This is a genomic window from Desulfomonile tiedjei (assembly GCA_016212925.1).
Lineage (GTDB): Bacteria > Desulfobacterota > Desulfomonilia > Desulfomonilales > Desulfomonilaceae > JACRDF01.
Map to the genome: position 1 here is coordinate 51,458 of JACRDF010000041.1, position 16,293 is coordinate 67,750.

Genomic DNA, 16,293 nt, shown 5'->3' on the forward strand with positions numbered 1-16,293 from the left:
TGTAATAGCAGATTCCTCAGACCTGCAATCCTCCCCCGGAATCGGCCTTGAACCCGTGGGTTGGAAGCAGACCAACGATATTGTCCATGCGAGACCGGAAAAAGCGGATCATGCAACGTCCCGCGCGAGCCTCGCGCCACGCAAATAATAGCAAAAGCCGTGCCAATACAATATGCGCATCCGTCAAGCTCATCGGGAAGGACCCTTCAGTAACCGGAAAGGCCGCCACCAATTTCAAGAGCGGCCTCCCAGCAATGACCTGACTGCACCGCACACGCGATCCAAAGTCTCCTCGGTCATGTGCGAGAAAAGCGGCAGGGCCAGGCTGGATGATGATGCCGCCCGGGTATTGCCGAGATCGCCAATGATTCTAGCAGGCCTGCCCTGGAATGCCTGGTGAGCATGGGCCGGTGGGAAAAACATCCTACGGCCCTGGACACCCATTTCCTTGAGTCCTTCCAGAACCTGATCTCGATTCATTCCGGCTTCCTCTGTTACGAATAAAGTGAAATAGGTGCCATTCGACTTCCGATCGGGCGCATCCTGTTGGAATTGGCATCCCGGAAGGTTGCAGAGTCGCTCACGATATCCGGCAATCAATCTCAGGCGTGAACTTATCAGGGAGTCTGCCCGGCGCAGGCTCAAGAGCCCGATTGCCGCATTGAAATGTCCCATTCGGGATGACACGCCCTTGAAAACCGAGTTCTCACCGTCTTTGCCTTGTCCCCACTGTCTCATAGCTCGGACTTTGTTGGCAAGGTTGGCGTCATTGGTGACCAGAACTCCTCCTTCTCCTGCGCAGACAACCATCTCTGAATTGAGCGAAAAAACTTCACATTGACCGAATCCTCCGATGGGCTTTCCGTCGACCAACGAACCAAGCCCCTGGCTGGAGTCGGATATGATGGGTATACCATATTTCTGCGATATCTGGTCTAGGGCTCTAATATCAGGGGGTAGGCCAAAAACCGTAATCGGAACTATCGCTGTGGTCTGAGGGTTTATGGCTTTAACGACCTCTTCCGGATCTATTGTCATGGTTCCGGGCAGGCAATCCACGAACACGGGGGTGAACTCATTCCAGTAGATGGCTTGAATAGTGGCGCCAAATGCAAATGACGGGACTATGACCTCACGTCCGCGAGGCAATTCCATCGAGGCTAGAGCCAGCATCAAACCGAATGTGGAACTCGATACTGCAACAGCGTGCTCGCAGTGCACAAATCGCTGCAACGCATCTTCGAACTGACTTTCGATGTCCGCTGCTTGGTTTTCGCGGGGGTAGAAGTTCTCCTTGATTAATTCCTGAACTTCAGCCATGTCCGGCATTGTGGGACACGAAACGGGAATGCTGTCCAAAGTTTCTCCTGTTGATTTCCTTTCCACCCGCCTCGGCACGGGGCGCCGAGCGCAGAGTGCAAACGCTAGAAGCACGATAGGCGATTTTGGCGGCTACTGTCAATCGTCTAGTGTTCACGCAATCACGGATCTTGCTCCCGCCGCGGCAATCAACGAACCGACTGGAAAAAGCGGACGACCGAGTTGTTAAACGTTGCGGACTCTTCCAAGAAAAAGCAGTGCCGACACCCTGCAAAGAGTTCCAAGTCGGCTGCGGGCATAAGTTCCTTCAGAATGAGCGAGTTTTCCGACGGGACCAAAAGATCGTCGTCTCCGGTCATGATCATCGTGGCCGAGGATATCTCGCTGACCCGATCCACGGTGTCGTGCTTCAGGCAGGCATCGAGTTGCCGGAAGAAAGCATCGGCAGGTTGATAATAACGGAGTGAGATGCTCACAAATTCTTCGATCCACTCGGGTTGCTCTTGGACGAAACGATCTGAGAATAATAGATCCATATCCTTTCTCAATATCTGCTCCGGCGTTAACCCCTTGTTGGCCTTGAATTTCTCCATCCTGTCGTTCGGCATCATCACCGCTCGGCGTCCACCGCAGCTGGTGCAACCCAAGATCAGCCCATTGACCTTGTCCGGGTAGTTGATGGCCAATTCCTGAGCGATGTATCCTCCCATGGAGACGCCGAGGATGTGGGCTCTGGGAATTTCCAGGAAATTCATCAGCTCCGCGGTATCATCTGCAAAGAGCCGGATAGAGTATTCCATCTCAGGCTTGTCGGATCTTCCCGCGCCTCGATTGTCGAAAGCGATTACGGTGAAGTGCTTGGATAATTCCGGGATCTGGCGATACCACCACTCCGCATTTCTCCTTAGTCCCATGATCAGGACAAGCGGCGGTCCACTGCCGTGAATTTCGAAATAGATGTCTATGTCTTTTACATGCGCTATGGCCATTGTGTTACCCTTTGAGCTGCGATTGGAATTGTTGGGAAGCCTTCAGGCTGAAAGCTCCACATACAGGCTAGGTGAGCGTGCCGGAGAAGGTCCCTGGCCTTCAGGACGCGTTCCCGCCACCCCAAGGTGGCCTATTAACCAGTCGCTGTCAAGCGGAAGAAAGTCTCCTGACGCCGTGTGTGCCTCCGAGTGCTGAGGCTCGCTTGGAGCAACTTTCAAGGAATCTTATCCCACATTGCCTTCCATCCCCTCAAAGCAATCATAGCCAATGATCAAGCGTGACGAAGTCGAGACCCCAAGCGAGGAACATCCGCCGAAGCAAAAGACTCGGATGTGTGGTACGATGCGGCAAATGACAAACAGGGAAGCTACTCTGTGTCAGGAGGTGTAACCCATGAACGTGGGTATCGCTCTGGGCGGCGGCGGCGTGAGAGGCCTGGCCCATATCCCCATGCTTCAAGTTCTGGACGATCTGCGGATCCGTCCTGCCGTTATATCGGGCACCAGCATGGGGGCGATTGTCGGCGCCCTGTATGCATCGGGAATGTCCGCCAGAGAGATCAGGGAGGTTATCGAAAGACGTCTCATTCTCAGGAATGATACGTGGCGGGACGTCATAGAGAAAAGGGAAGACTTGCTTAGGTGGGTTTATGCTTTCAAACCGGACTTCTCGGGCAGTGGGTTGATCAATGCGCAGGGCATCCTGAATTCGCTGCTCCAGGAAATCAAGGTGGACAAGTTTGAAGATCTGGAAATTCCCCTGCTCGTCGTTGCAGCCGATTATTGGTCGGCTGAGGAGGTCGTGTTTGGAAAGGGTGCGTTGCTAACAGCCATACATGCCAGCATGGCTGTCCCAGGGGTCTTTTCACCCGTTTCCGTAGATGGGAGAATTCTGGTGGACGGCGGTGTCGTCAACCTGGTGCCCTATGACCTGCTTGTAGGCCGTGCGGACTTCATCATCGCTGTGAACGTCAGTAGAGTGCGGGTTGCCGACGGCCCCGAGGTCCCAAATGCGTTGGAGTCAGTGCTCGGGACCTTCGACATCATGCAGACAACGATCCTAACCCATAAACTGAAGAGGCTCAAGCCGGACATCTATGTATGGCCGCAGATCCGTGACGTCAGGATGCTTGATTTTGGCAAGGTCGAAGAGGTCTTTAGCCAGGCCGCCTCAGCAGCACAAGAATTGCGAAAAGGACTTATTCAGGTACTGTCGAAAGGCACGGCGACTCGATGAAGGCCGGCAACCGCAGCAAGACACCCCTCATGCTTCGGCGAGAATCGCCTGCCCTGGCTGGCGTCCGCGGCTCCCGGCCTCACAAACACGACCTCGGAGTCAGACGTTTGACAAACGACCACGCCGCGGTTTGGCCCGAACCCCGCCGGTGCGAGTTGGGGAAATTGATCCCCACATGTGGAACTTACTCCATAGCTCTCAGGCTCTTCGCGCATGGTCCTGAAAAATTTCTGGAAAAATTCCACGAGCCATGCTAAGCCAGTCCGACTTGCGTCGCAAGGCGTGGCCGTGGTTGGCACGTCTTATGCTTCTCAAGACTTTCAGGGCGACGCGGCACGAAAGAGCGAGCCCAGGAGGCCTTCAAGAAATGCTAAAATACAGGTGTTTACTTTGTGGGACAGAATGGGGCGATGTTCATGCGACAGATATCGACATCTCGCATGGGTACTGCCTGGCGTGCATACGAGCAAGATATACGGACAGAATTCGAGCTTCCCAACTCAGAGCCGGTTACTCTGACTGCTTCAACAGAGGATATGCTGATTGTTCGGAAGATGCCTGTCGCTTCCGGCAGGCTTGCCATGAGGATGCAGTATGTAGTTTGGAAAGAAACTGCCTGGAAAAAGGTGATGCTCCTAAGAAAAGCGCTCGCCGCGCATGAAGCGATAGAAACCACATTTCGTTAGTCCCTGGTACACCATCCTCCATCGTGCCCACTAACCGCCTTCTTTAGCCCGCCCAAAAGTCGGGTGACGCAAAATGCTTCAAATTTCCCTTGTTCTTCCTGCCTTGTGGTCTGCAAGGGCTTTTTTTGCGAGTTTATCGAACTTCCCTGCAATAGCATCGTCTTGAATCTGCCTGTCCCACTCGGTGGCATCGTACTCCTGGAACCATTCCCGAAAGGCTGCAAGCTCACTGGAAGAGAGTTCCTTGATTTCCTGTTCCAGTTTTTGGACCCTTGTCATTTTTGTCCACCTCTATCGACAATTTATCCTCAATACGGACGGTAGTCCAGCGGAAGTTCCACGTGCGCTACGCTCCATCGTGTCCGCCCTTCTTTTTGGCCCCGGCTTTTTTCTTTGGATCACCCGCCCAAGAGTTTTATTAAGAAGGGCGATAAACTCTTCGGTGTCAAACAGAAGAAGGTTTGCTGCCGCCCATGGCCTCGCAATGGGATCTCATGCTGGTACGCCGCCGAGAACCCTCATGGATTCGCGAAAGTCCGGTCACAGAGCTACCGTATGAGAGAGCCGCTCACGCGGCAACAATAAATGGGTTTTGTGTCCCCAGAATTCTCCCTTGTCCCCTTTTTCGTGTCGACGCGATTGTTACTCTTCATGTTTGAGTTGATGGATGGCGGTATTTAATGTAAGAAGCGCTGCCTCAAGCCGTTCTTCCACATCTCGTTTAAGCGGTCTGAACGATTCATGGCTTCTATCCGAGAGGCTCTGACACATGTCAGCGAGGGCTATTAATGTCTCTATAACCTCACCAGTTACCTGAGCACCCACTGTGCGTTGCCACAAATCGATCGCTGACTTAGATAGACCAGCTAACTGTTTGTCGCCCCGAAAACGGGCGTTAATTACGGATAGGACACGCCGCTCGGCGGAGACTTTGTTCAAGAAGGAATTGGGCATATTGCTCTCCTGAGATTGTTTGCCCATTCGAGGACAGGTGACGCGAGTACCTGGGAGGCGACAACCCCCGGGTCAAACGGATATACAGTACCGCGGGTCGCTTGGTGTCGCGCAAGCATGGCTCCGCGATATGCATCAATTGGAAGCGGGCAAGCCGTAGGAAGAATGTATGGCGTATATCTAGAGAAGCTTGGCTTTTCCAAGATAATCCATGACGCGGCCATGGCTATGTCTCGAATCGCTGTATACACGATACCGAGTTCGTAGATCAGGCTGTTGGTTTCTGACCGGATTTCCATGAGCGACTCAGCCAACATAAATTCAAGGTCAGAAATATCTGATTGAGCCGAAGTATATGAGGCTGGCGCCCCAAGTCGCTCCAAATAGGACGCACCTTCGAGCGGGAAGATGCGCTGTGCCTCCAGATGAAGATGCCATGCGAATAAGCGCCCTTCACGAAAGTACGACTCGATGATTTCGGGCGAGTAAACGCTCCATGATGCTGGATATTCTGCACGGGCACCCTGCGTCGCGATGACTAGTACATCGACGTCCGAAGTTGGTGATACCTCACCGCGAACCGCGGACCCAAATATATATATTTCGTCATTCACCGCCGAGATAACCTCTTCACCATAATTGCTACAAACAGGCCAATGAGAACGTACCGGGGCACCGCAAGCAGGACACCGTAAGTCATGGGCATCGGCCCACGATATTGGACACCCCAGAAGTGCCCGAGCGCCTCTAGGAAAGATTCTGGGAGCGAGACCCCAGCCGTGTTGCACCAGTAGAAAACAGCCACAACGATAATAACGACAAGACCTGTTAGAGCAACTCGGAAGATGCTTTCCCCATTACCCCAAAGCAATTCCAGGGCTTTCCAGCGTAAGTGCCGCAGTACATGCGCTAAACGGGCTTGTCCTTTATATTTCGCGCGGTAATAGGACTGGTGAGAATAGGCCGCGTTGTAAAGATGTTGGCCTGTCAGTTTCACTTCCATTGCTGCTGCTTTATTTACAGCCTCGTAGTTCCCTATCTGCGCGAAGTTCGTTCGCAACGATCTCACTAGATCGCGAGCAAGGTTTTCTTCACTTGGCAGACAGGTATCCAGGAAGCGCTCATCAAGCAAGGTCTTCTCCCAGATTGTGTACCTAAAATTGCACTTTTCGAACTGTGCTCCTCTAAAATTGCAGTCCTTGATACTGGCCCCCGTAAAATCGCAATTAATGAACCCGCAATTCCTGAAGTAACACGATGTAAGGACGCATTGCCTAAAGACGACATCGGTGAAAACCTTGTCCACGGCATACACTCGGACGAATTCCTTACGGGACAAGTCAGCTTTACTCAAATCAGCGCAAAACTCTTTGTCCTCGATTTTCTCTTTCTTGTTTTCTCGCAGTTCCATTGGTGGTGTTTTCGTTTGTTTAGGGCCAACAATAATCAGGTTGATCCTCACAAAATAAGGAATGTTGCTTTCCCAACCGCACGAAACGCGGCCGGATTGCGTTGCGCTGACCGTTTTATCACGGCGTGTCTTGCGGATCGGCATTCACAATACGGTGTTGTCCGCATGGCACGAATGATTCCCCCCGGTTTCACTGGTACTCGCTTTTGGAACTCTTTATCCTCCTTTATCTTATGTTCTGTCAAATGAATTCATGAAAGCAAGTTCGGTTTCCTGCGACATGCTTATGGGCACGTATGCTTGCCAGGATGTGGATATTCTTCCCCACGTTCATGAATGATGCTTAAATCTCTTTCACGCTCGGCATCTTGATCCGGGATCACGCGATAAATCTTGCGGATTTCCAGGGAAGCGGAGGGGAGGGTGCTCATCATTCCCCCGTCGAAGAGCCTGTGGGAACTCACCAAAGCATGGTATAGTCACCACGTGGCCGGCCCTGGTTATCGGCTGTCATCAGGAAAGCCGCCACCCGGGGGCCTGCGGCCCGGTCTTAGAGGTATGAGATATGGGCAAACAGAAAATCAGCGCCAAGGAACTCTTGAAAGACATCAAGTCGGGCATGGGTGATACGGACCTGATGGAAAAGTACGGCCTTAGTTCCAAAGGTCTCGAATCCGCGTTCAAGAAGCTGCTGGAAGTTGGAGTTCTCGATGCGTCTCTTTTGAAAGGCCGGTCGACTCAGTCCGGACCCATACCAGCCCAGGCCGAGGCTCGACGCGAGCCGGCTCCGGCACCCGAACGCAAAGCCTCAGCACTGCCGAAACTCCCGGAACCGCTCGCTGCGATTGCCGCCGATATCAAGGGCGGCTTGCACGATGCCGAGATCATGCGGCGCCACGACCTGAGTCCGGGTAAGCTGGCGCAAGCAAGGAAAGACCTTATCGAGAGCGGACATTTGGCCGCTGAGGACGTTCGGCAGCAGGAGCCCAAAGGGACCAAGCCATGCCCGTTCTGCCGACAAGAGATTCCGCAGAATGCTCCGCGTTGTGCGCACTGCGGTCAGTGGCTGGACATGAGAGCTGCCAGAGCTGCCGCGGACCCCGGCACCCAACCTCACGATATGTTGCCGCCCGAACGCGGCCGTGATGAAGACAAAGACTGCCCGTGGGAAGAGAGAGAAAACTACGGCACCATGAGCGCCTACATACAAACCGTGACCAGATCTCTCCTTACGCCCACAAGGTTCTTCTCCCGGCTTCCGCCACGCGACGGATACTTCAACCCAATCCTATTTGGGGCCATGTCCGCTGTGGTGAGCGTTGTCCTCGCGTTTCTTTGGTCTAAATTGTTCTTCGGTGGTGGGCTGGGGTTCTTTGCTCTCATCTTCGGGATGGCTTTTGTATTTGTCGGTTCGTTGATTTTCATTCCCATTGCCTTTTTCGTCTGGAGCGGCATGCTCCACGGATTCCTTTACCTTCTCAAAGGTGCGGACGAAGGATTCCAAGCAACGTTTCGGGTTGTCGGGTACGCCTCGGTCACGAACTTGTTTCATGCGATTCCGTTCGTGGGGCAGTTGGCCAGCCTGTGGGGGCTGGTCTTGACGGCTATCGGCCTGAGAGAGATCCACAAGACCACCACAGGCAAGGCCGTGGGAGCAGTTCTAATCTCGGGTGGCATAATTTTGCTCCTGGCATTCGTGGGGGTGCTCAAGGCAGGCTCTGTATGGTCAGCGGCCGCTAAGAGGCAGGCCATGAAGCAGAGCCAATTCGTGGGGCCGCTGCCCGCGGAGGTTTGTGCAGCTGTCGAAGAGTTCGTAGGTCAGGTGGATGGTGCTCAAGGGCTTGACGATCAGGCTGCTCAGGCGCAGATAAACGAAGCCTTCAGAAATCTGAATGGGGCGCTGAAAAGCCTCCCGGATCAGGCCAACCTGAATCCGGTTAGGGGCAAGGCTCTGGCATACGGGCTCTCCAGCCTCGCACAACGAGCTGCGGCCAAGGCCCCGGCCGGAGGGCAAGAAAGGGTTCGAGCAGCAGCCGATCCTGGGAAGCTCCGGCGAGAGCTTCTTGGCATGTGCGGTAAATAACTCCGCGTGGGTCGCTACATAATACGAGTTCGCTTTCAAACGGTGAAGATGATTTATGGTAGTTGCCAAATTTTTGTCAGATTCGAGGCAACTCCATTCCGTCATTCCTGCGGAGGCAGGAATCGTAGGGCCGGCGTCCCTGCCGGCCAAAATGTGCACCGGCACGGAGGCCGGTGCCTACAAGGTTCCCGGCTTCGCGGGAACGACGGGGTGAGCAACGCAGAAATGGCAGGGGGGTCGTTGGGGGCCGGCGGACATCGATTTTGGCAAGTACCATAGGTCCAAATCACCACTGACCTGGTGCCCAGGTCAGTGGCACCCAACAGCCAATCAGGAGCGGCCCTGGGGCGCCACGGTCCACAGCTTGCCCAGGTCTTCACTGGATCTAACAGACTTTTCACTGTTTGAACGCGACCTGGTATAAGGCATCGCAGCGACCGGCTATGGAGCAGGACGGCCAAGTTGCCTTGGGTTTCTCATGGCGCGGATGCCCGTTTCTCCTGGCAGGAATTATCAATGGCCCCGACCATCAACAAGGTCTTTTCGCTGATTCCGAGCTTACTTTGCACAATTTCGCGAGTGGGTGGACCTTACCATGAATAAATACGAGATTGCAGTCATTCCCGGCGACGGTATCGGCAAAGAGGTTGTGCCCGCTGCGCTGCGTGTCCTCGATGCCGTCAATGCCAAGTTCGGGGTTGAGTTCGCTTTGCACGGCTTCGACTGGAGCTGCGAGACCTACAAAGCAACGGGGCGCATGATGCCTGAGGATGGCATCGAACGCCTCCGAGACCACCATGCGATCCTGTTGGGCGCAGTCGGCTTCCCAGGCGTGCCCGATCACATTTCACTATGGGGATTACTAATCCCTATCCGTCGCGAGTTCGATCAATATGTGAACCTTCGTCCCGTCCGCCTCTTGCCCGGTATAACGCCCGCGGTTCGCGATCGCAAACCGGGCGACATCGACTTCTGGGTCGTCCGAGAGAACACCGAGGGCGAGTATTCTCAGCTTGGCGGCCGGTTTGGCGTGGGCCCGACAGAGATGGTCCTTCAAACTTCCGTTTTTACGCGGCGCGGCACGGACCGCATTATACGCTACGCGTTCGATCTCACGAAGCGGTTGGGCCGGGATCACGTCACGTCTGCAACCAAGTCGAACGGCATATACCACTCGATGCCTTTCTGGGATGAGCGGTTCCATGAGATCTCGGGCGAGTATCCCGGCATTCGTACCGACCAGTATCACATCGACATCCTCTGCGCCCGCTTCGTGATGTCACCGGAGCGCTTCGATGTCGTGGTGGCAAGCAACTTGTTCGGGGACATCCTCTCCGATCTTGGTCCAGGCGTCACCGGGACAATCGCTGTCGCACCGTCGGCCAACATCAATCCGGAGGGCAGGTTCCCCTCGATGTTCGAGCCGGTACACGGGTCCGCGCCGGACATAGCCGGCCAGGGGATTGCGAATCCGATCGGCCAGATCTGGGCTACAGCGATGATGCTCGAACATCTCGGGGAAGGGGAGGCAGGGGCCGCGGTCCTTCGCGCAATCGAGACCGTACTAAGCTCGGCCAATGCGCCCCTAACGCCGGATCTTGGCGGGAGAGCGACGACCGAGGACCTTACACGGGCCATTGCGGCCGCGCTCTAGGCGGGGATGCTTGGTCTACAGAATTTGGCTCTACGGGGACGTGTTGAGATCAGGGTAAAGCCGTCGCGAAAATCAGCCGGTAGGGGCACGGTCCCGCGGGACGCGGGATGCCCCTACGCGTGAATGACCCCCGATTTGAAGTGCCATTTCCAATGCGAATCAGTATAAACCTGGTTCCCGACTTTCGTCGGGACGACGTCCGGATTGCGGCTTTTGCCGGAATGACGGAGTAGGCAGTCCCGGACCGTCGGCCTTCCGGGTCCGATGATGCGCTGTTGAACGGACATCATTTCGGGCAATCGCTATGATGACTTTGCCACGGAAGCTTATCCAGGTCTACATTCCCACCCGAAAGTATGACGCCCACTCGCAGACCGGTCAGGTCTATTTTGCGTTCCCACAGGGCACCTACCGCCACAGCGGCCGAAGGCTCGATTATGATTTTCGCTCGTTCCCATACGAACTTCATGGCTGCGACAATGCCCGGTTCGCTTACCGTCACGATCTGCTCGACACGCCTCTGTATGATAGGGAAGGTGAGGTCTCCGAGTGAACCCCGAAGCCCGTCCGCGATGGTTTGAGGATTGGCCGATGGTATGATTCTTCCCGCGGCCAGCGAACGGAAAGCGTCGTCGGCTTGTTCGGGTTCGGCCGCGATGACTCGGATACCGGGTGAAAGTTCCATCGCCGCTATCGCGGTGCCGCTCAACAGCCCGCCGCCTCCCACAGGAGTTACGACCACTTCCAAGTCCGGGAAATCCTGCAACAACTCCAGCGTCGCGGTACCCTGGCCTGCCATGACCTGATAATTATTGTACGGGTGAACCACTGTCGCCCCGGTTTCAGCAAGCACCTTCTCCAGCATGGATTCCCGCGCTTCGAGGGTTGGTTCGCAGAAAGTGATTTTGCCTCCGTAGGCTTCCACCGCTGCGGTTTTCACCGCCGGGGCGTTATGAGGCATAACAATGTATGCCTGAATTCCGCGAAGCCGCGCGGCCAGCGCGAGCGCCTGCGCGTGATTGCCTGACGAATGAGTCACCACTCCTCGTGCGGCCTCGGTATCAGTGAGCGAGAACACGGCATTGCATGCCCCGCGAAACTTGAATGCCCCGACCTTTTGCAGGTTTTCACATTTAAGAAAGACCTTGGCGCCCACCTGCCGGTCCAGACTGGCGCAGGTGAGCACCGGCGTGCGGTGAGCGTATGGCCGAATGCGTTCCGCTGCCTGGCGAATTTCGTTAATAGTGGGTGCAACCACGTGTGTTTCCCCGGCTCATGCAGTGTCTGGTGGCGGGTTATACCTAAGGCCCTCAAGCCGGAAGTCACGGCGTCTGCGCCGGCCGCTTTGTGCGACGTGGCGTAGACTCCGTCGGCAATCGCCCGTGGAACCCGTTACATTTCCCCGCCTCCCACTTGAGGGCTTTTCTCGTCAAGAACCAAATATTGTGCTCCTGGAACTCAGTAGTCCGCGCACGCACGGCTACTTTTCTTCAACGGCTCCGGGTGCCAGATCACGGAGGAATCGCGTGACTCGTGCCCTGACTTCTTCGCGGTGCGTGAATATGGACACATGCTCGCCGCCCTCCACAGGGAGCAGTTGGGCCCCAGGTATGAGTTCCGCAAGCGACTTGCCATGCCGAGCAAACGGCACCATGCGATCGTCCGTGCCATGAACGACCAGGACAGGGACTGCGATTTGCTCCAATGGGTACGTGGTCGTCCGCGTTATTGCGATGTCGTTTTCCGTCCCGGGAAGCCGAAGAGCCATCCGGTCGAATCCGCCAACCAACAGTTCCTCCAGCAATGGCCTCACATGCGGATCTTGGGCCGTGCGTGCCCGAATGTTGGGGTCAACGATCGAGCGGCGGAGGGCCCGTTCCAGGTCCTTTTTAGTCCTTCTCTGCATCATGGCGCAGAACGCGGGCCAGCGCGCCAGCAGCTTCATAAGCTGAAACGAGAGCGGTATGCGAACGTCCAACTTGCCGCCACACGTCGAGATCAGGACAAGGCCCCAGCAACGATCGCTGTGGCGCAATGCGAAATGAATCGCGCTGGGGCCGCCTCCGGAGATCGCCATGATTGCCGTTTGTCGGATTCCGAGCCCATCGAGTAGTCTCGCATAAAGGTCGGCCTGTTCCTCCGGGGTGCGCCCGGCAGTGATCGGGGTGCCGAGGTAGCCGGGGCGGGACACAGCCACATATCGGTACCCGGGTTCACCGAGCGTGCGCACGAGGATTTGTCCTTGATCGTACCCACCCATAGCACCATGGATTGCCAGCACGGTGGGTCCTTCTCCGGCGGCAACGTACTCGATGGGCCCCTGCGGGGTATTCAAACAAGTGGGCACCGGCCCGAATGCGAACTCTTCTGTTGGTTTATCCTCGTACACCCTCTCTTCACTCCTGCCAAGACGGCAAACAGTTGAATCAACCGTTTGGCCCATGGCACCTCGATATGTTCGCCAGCCATTCTGCTCGGGATTGTCCCAAAAGTCGCCATCTTACAAGGCTATCGTGCTCTGTTCGGGTAAAACGCCCTCTTCCAAGATAGCCAGCGTATCAGCGTACATCCCTCTTTTGATCGCTGCGTAGGTGTGTCGGTCTTTGTTGGCCAAGGGCGCAATCGCGGCTATTGCACGTGGCAGCACATCATCGGCCGGTACGGCCTCATCGACAATCCCCATTTCTTTCGCTGCGACTCCGCCTATCCGGGCGCCGGTCAGGAGCGAGTAGCGAAACGTATTCGGTGTGAGCCGGCTTTTGATCAGGGCCGTCATGCCGGGGACAAACGGAATGTTGATATCCACTTCGGGCAGGCAGAAAAACCCCCGGTCGGCCCGCATGACCCGGAAATCATGGGCCAGGGCCAGCATGGCTCCGGCTGCGAAAACGTGCCCGTTAATCGCGGCCACAGTGGGCACCGGAAATGCCATAACTCGTCCAAGGAATTTCAGGACGCGCTTGATGAATTCGGGGGCCTCTGTCTGACCGTCGCCGCTGAGCCATGCCAAGTCCAGTCCATTAGAGTAGAACTTGTCTTCGCCACCGGTGGTCACGAGCGCTGCCGGGCCTTCCGATTTTTCCACTGTGTCCAGGGCCTCGTTCATGGCGTCGATAAAGGTTCGGTTAAACCGATTTTCTCCGCTTTGCATGGTAAGAATGAAGACATCGCCCTCTTTCTTGAGATCGACTATGCTCATGAATCGCATCTCCTCTTATTGCTCATGAAGGAATTTGTGTTCATGCAAAGTGGCGGATGCAGGCCTCGGTGTCAAGCGGAAGAACTCCTGTCTGCCCGATGGCTTGTCTAGGCGTCCTAAGGGGAGCAGATAATAATCGTTTGTAATGTCAATTCCCTAGACTCGACCACCCCGGCCTTTCACCGCTTTCCGACTGACTGGGCGTGCCCCTCTTAGCTTGAAAGGTCCGCTTCCCGGAATCTGTCCAGGAGGGTGACTTTCTTTGCGTGTTCTCGGTAAAGAGCGTTCATGCGGTGCCCAAATTCAGCGCTGGTCCCTTTCATATGGGCCAAGTCGTGCAGATCCTTGAGAAGTGCGACAGCTTCGTCGTACCGTGCGGGTTGCCTGGTGCCGATTAGTTTGTCGACTTGCTCCCACACAGCGTTCTCTTTGCCTGCGAGAGATTCCAGCCGCTTCCTGCGTTCTTCGGCCTCGGTTCGCTCCCGCTGAGCCCTTTCCCGTGCCTGCCGCTCATCTTGCCGCTTCCGTCGTTGTTCCTCGATCACCTCGCATCGAGCGAGAAGTTGGCCTGCGGTTCGCCTCGCGCTCGTGGTAGAACGGCTGCCCAACTCCCCTTCGCCACGAATTTCGCGTAGCATGCGGTTCCTGAGTTCGGCGCCGACGTGCGGATCCTCGCCGCCTAGTAACCTCATGAGCACGTCGTCCTTGTCGCTCGACGGCAACTTGGCCAACCATCGGGAGGTGTCTTCCTTGGACAGGCCTCTAGCAGGCACCGTTTTGCTTTTCTCCTCGGCCGCGGCGATCAGGTCAAGGTCGATGTTCAAGAAATCCACCAGACTTCGAAGCTGTGCATTTAGCGCGCCGAGACCCGGGGGCAGGGGCGGTTCCAGATCATCATCGTCCACTTCGCCTACCTGAACCGCAAGCAGCCATCCTAGGTAGAGGCAGCGATAGTCGCCTTGCATCAGGTCCGACCGGAGTGGCAACAGGGATGCCAGGAAATGCTCTTCTTCGTCCCATTCGTCTGCTTCTTCCTCGGAGAGAAACGACAGGATGAGGTGGTCGCCCTTGGTGCGGCAGGAGAGGGCGTCATCGGTGCAGTATTCCCGTGCGGTACCGGGGTCGAGCAATCGCTTGGGCACGCGGAGCATGAGCCACCGGGTACCCCAGTTGGCGAGATAGAGAAACGCGTCGAAGTACTTTTCCATCCATTCGTCCGGATCGCCTTTGAAGTTACCCCAGTTGTAGAAGTTGACAAAACTGTGAGGCGAAATCCGGGCGCGGGAGGAGCAGGCTCTCAGCTCGTCCATCTCCCACTGCGCCAACGGACGATCCACGGCCCGAAATTCGTAGTACTGGTACTCGCTCATGGGTCGTTTACCTCGGATTGTGTTTGGTTGGCCGTTTCCATCTGCTGATGCCGCAGCTTTGTCTCGCGCTTCTCAGCCTTCTTCTGTTCCCTGCAACGGACAAGCTCCTCGATGGACATTACGACGTCCGGTCGCTCTCTGCCTAAACGTTTGAAGTAGAGGTGCTCTATATAGCGCTTAAGCGGCATCTTCCACGGCTCTTGGTTGTGGTTGTCCAGCTTGCCGAGTTTTTCGGGATTCATCCCCAGTTCGCGTGCCATTTGAACTTGAGCATCAGACAGCTTGTGGCGCTGGCGAGCCTCTATCCATACCTGGTACTTCTGGTTCAGCTTGCTTTTATCCTTGGCCATGAGGGCTACATTTCTTTCCAGGTCTGAGGATCCCGTTTTCTCGACCGCTGCTTTTCGCGTTAGCATGCCGCAGTTCTTCCGGTTCCTTGATGGTGATGCCTTTTCGTCTAAGCAACTCCCAGAAGCCAAAGAGCTTTCTACCTCCATATTCCATGACGATTGCCTGGGCCGGGCAATTGTTGAGGCACCCGAAACAAAGAACACAACGCTCTTTGTCCACATGTCCCGACACAGGATCAATAGCACGCACAGGGCATTTTGACTGGCATGTTCCACATTTGGTACATTTGTCCTTGTCAATAGTGTGCTTGCTGACGGTGAGTTTGGTCCACCAGATAGGGCCAAGAAAGGTCACCATTCTTCTGAGGGTTAGTTGTTTGTGGACTCTAATATGATTGCCCTGCTTCACTTGCTCAACCAGGAAGGAGGCATAACTTCGTACATCGGAATATGTTTGTTCATTCGGGAGGTGTCTGTTGTTCCAAAGATTCTCCGGAACATGTTCATCCGACCACACGGTAGGCATAGTCCCCATATTCATAAAGGTTCGCATGCCCACAGGGACTCCACCCTTCTCGGCAAGCAGCTCAAGTGTTGTGCAGGCAGCATTATGCTGATCGCCTTCGGGACCGCCGTAAGTAACAAAAGAAGCAACCGGAATTCCGTCCAGGGAAGGCAAGGACTTTATCCAATCACTTACATAGCCCGGAATGTCATAGTAAAAGACCGGAGTACCTATCAAAATGAGATCAAAGTCGTTTATAGATCTTTTATCAAATTCTCTCACTTCGGAAGCAACAACATTCAACCCGAGCTTCTCCCAAACATGAGCTATGAGCCTGCCATGTATTTTCGTGTGGCCTGTTTGGCTGTACCAAAGCACAAGGGCTTTATTTATCTTTCGGCCGCCTTTGAGCTGCGATTCCCTGTCGCCGGCTTGAACATTGTATGTAGTGGCAAAGGCGATTAGACACATGATCCATTTCATGAGGAATGAACGTCTGCTTTCCATGGTTGTCTCCAAGAAATATCATGCACCA

At 55.2% G+C, this 16,293-nt stretch carries 15 protein-coding genes; 4 read left to right on the plus strand and 11 right to left on the minus strand.

Annotation, left to right across the window (positions count from 1 at the left end):
• Positions 1-234 precede the first annotated feature (234 nt).
• Both HY913_17135 and HY913_17140 read right to left on the minus strand, forming a co-directional pair.
• Complete coding sequence (locus HY913_17135) at positions 235-1,359, minus strand: DegT/DnrJ/EryC1/StrS family aminotransferase (protein ID MBI4965002.1); 1,125 nt, start codon at positions 1,357-1,359, stop codon at positions 235-237.
• A gap of 149 nt (positions 1,360-1,508) precedes the next feature.
• A complete protein-coding gene (locus HY913_17140; GenBank protein MBI4965003.1) occupies positions 1,509-2,309 on the minus strand; it encodes an alpha/beta fold hydrolase in 801 nt (266 codons plus the stop codon).
• Positions 2,310-2,703: 394 nt separating this feature from the next.
• On the opposite strand from HY913_17140, the gene HY913_17145 reads away from it, so the two are divergent.
• The gene (locus tag HY913_17145) at positions 2,704-3,546 is read left to right on the plus strand and encodes a patatin-like phospholipase family protein (protein ID MBI4965004.1); all 843 of its coding nucleotides are present in this window, start codon (positions 2,704-2,706) and stop codon (positions 3,544-3,546) included.
• A gap of 416 nt (positions 3,547-3,962) precedes the next feature.
• Positions 3,963-4,232, plus strand: coding sequence for a hypothetical protein (locus tag HY913_17150; GenBank protein MBI4965005.1), 270 nt, complete (start codon positions 3,963-3,965; stop codon positions 4,230-4,232).
• A gap of 78 nt (positions 4,233-4,310) precedes the next feature.
• Here HY913_17150 and HY913_17155 read toward each other — a convergent pair whose 3' ends face one another.
• The 3 genes from HY913_17155 to HY913_17165 form a co-directional block, all read right to left on the minus strand.
• Positions 4,311-4,511, minus strand: a complete 201-nt coding sequence (locus HY913_17155) for a hypothetical protein (protein MBI4965006.1) — start codon at positions 4,509-4,511, stop codon at positions 4,311-4,313.
• Between the two features lie 656 nt (positions 4,512-5,167).
• A complete protein-coding gene (locus tag HY913_17160) occupies positions 5,168-5,800 on the minus strand; it encodes a nucleotidyltransferase domain-containing protein (GenBank protein MBI4965007.1) in 633 nt (210 codons plus the stop codon).
• Entirely contained in the window at positions 5,797-6,597 is an 801-nt protein-coding gene (locus HY913_17165) for a pentapeptide repeat-containing protein (GenBank protein MBI4965008.1), read from the minus strand. The genes HY913_17160 and HY913_17165 overlap by 4 nt, the downstream gene beginning before the upstream one ends.
• A gap of 565 nt (positions 6,598-7,162) precedes the next feature.
• Here HY913_17165 and HY913_17170 point away from each other — a divergent pair.
• Together HY913_17170 and HY913_17175 are read left to right on the plus strand one after the other, a co-directional pair.
• The gene (locus HY913_17170) at positions 7,163-8,680 is read left to right on the plus strand and encodes a YIP1 family protein (protein ID MBI4965009.1); all 1,518 of its coding nucleotides are present in this window, start codon (positions 7,163-7,165) and stop codon (positions 8,678-8,680) included.
• 595 nt (positions 8,681-9,275) lie between these two features.
• Positions 9,276-10,334, plus strand: a complete 1,059-nt coding sequence (locus tag HY913_17175; protein MBI4965010.1) for a tartrate dehydrogenase — start codon at positions 9,276-9,278, stop codon at positions 10,332-10,334.
• Between the two features lie 286 nt (positions 10,335-10,620).
• Here the strand turns inward: HY913_17175 and HY913_17180 are convergent, their stop codons facing one another.
• The 6 genes from HY913_17180 to HY913_17205 form a co-directional block, all read right to left on the minus strand.
• Positions 10,621-11,592 (minus strand): pyridoxal-phosphate dependent enzyme, encoded by a 972-nt coding sequence (locus tag HY913_17180; protein MBI4965011.1) that lies wholly within the window; start codon positions 11,590-11,592, stop codon positions 10,621-10,623.
• A gap of 222 nt (positions 11,593-11,814) precedes the next feature.
• Positions 11,815-12,777, minus strand: a complete 963-nt coding sequence (locus HY913_17185; protein ID MBI4965012.1) for an alpha/beta hydrolase — start codon at positions 12,775-12,777, stop codon at positions 11,815-11,817.
• A 57-nt stretch (positions 12,778-12,834) separates the two neighbouring features.
• Positions 12,835-13,533 (minus strand): enoyl-CoA hydratase/isomerase family protein, encoded by a 699-nt coding sequence (locus tag HY913_17190; GenBank protein ID MBI4965013.1) that lies wholly within the window; start codon positions 13,531-13,533, stop codon positions 12,835-12,837.
• A 212-nt stretch (positions 13,534-13,745) separates the two neighbouring features.
• Positions 13,746-14,903, minus strand: coding sequence for a hypothetical protein (locus HY913_17195; protein ID MBI4965014.1), 1,158 nt, complete (start codon positions 14,901-14,903; stop codon positions 13,746-13,748).
• Complete coding sequence (locus HY913_17200) at positions 14,900-15,253, minus strand: hypothetical protein (protein ID MBI4965015.1); 354 nt, start codon at positions 15,251-15,253, stop codon at positions 14,900-14,902. The genes HY913_17195 and HY913_17200 overlap by 4 nt, the downstream gene beginning before the upstream one ends.
• Positions 15,240-16,265, minus strand: coding sequence for a 4Fe-4S binding protein (locus tag HY913_17205; GenBank protein ID MBI4965016.1), 1,026 nt, complete (start codon positions 16,263-16,265; stop codon positions 15,240-15,242). The genes HY913_17200 and HY913_17205 overlap by 14 nt, the downstream gene beginning before the upstream one ends.
• Positions 16,266-16,293: the final 28 nt, after the last annotated feature.

What these genes read in the sequence shown, in the direction of transcription:
- HY913_17165 (MBI4965008.1), bottom strand. Translation starts at nt 6,597, where the DNA reads ATGGAACTGCGAGAAAACAAGAAAGAGAAAATCGAGGACAAAGAGTTT.
- HY913_17200 (MBI4965015.1), bottom strand. Translation starts at nt 15,253, where the DNA reads ATGGCCAAGGATAAAAGCAAGCTGAACCAGAAGTACCAGGTATGGATA.
- HY913_17170 (MBI4965009.1), top strand. Translation starts at nt 7,163, where the DNA reads ATGGGCAAACAGAAAATCAGCGCCAAGGAACTCTTGAAAGACATCAAG.
- HY913_17175 (MBI4965010.1), top strand. Translation starts at nt 9,276, where the DNA reads ATGAATAAATACGAGATTGCAGTCATTCCCGGCGACGGTATCGGCAAA.
- HY913_17145 (MBI4965004.1), top strand. Translation starts at nt 2,704, where the DNA reads ATGAACGTGGGTATCGCTCTGGGCGGCGGCGGCGTGAGAGGCCTGGCC.
- HY913_17190 (MBI4965013.1), bottom strand. Translation starts at nt 13,533, where the DNA reads ATGAGCATAGTCGATCTCAAGAAAGAGGGCGATGTCTTCATTCTTACC.
- HY913_17150 (MBI4965005.1), top strand. Translation starts at nt 3,963, where the DNA reads ATGCGACAGATATCGACATCTCGCATGGGTACTGCCTGGCGTGCATAC.
- HY913_17185 (MBI4965012.1), bottom strand. Translation starts at nt 12,777, where the DNA reads ATGGGCCAAACGGTTGATTCAACTGTTTGCCGTCTTGGCAGGAGTGAA.
- HY913_17195 (MBI4965014.1), bottom strand. Translation starts at nt 14,903, where the DNA reads ATGAGCGAGTACCAGTACTACGAATTTCGGGCCGTGGATCGTCCGTTG.
- HY913_17140 (MBI4965003.1), bottom strand. Translation starts at nt 2,309, where the DNA reads ATGGCCATAGCGCATGTAAAAGACATAGACATCTATTTCGAAATTCAC.
- HY913_17155 (MBI4965006.1), bottom strand. Translation starts at nt 4,511, where the DNA reads ATGACAAGGGTCCAAAAACTGGAACAGGAAATCAAGGAACTCTCTTCC.
- HY913_17205 (MBI4965016.1), bottom strand. Translation starts at nt 16,265, where the DNA reads ATGGAAAGCAGACGTTCATTCCTCATGAAATGGATCATGTGTCTAATC.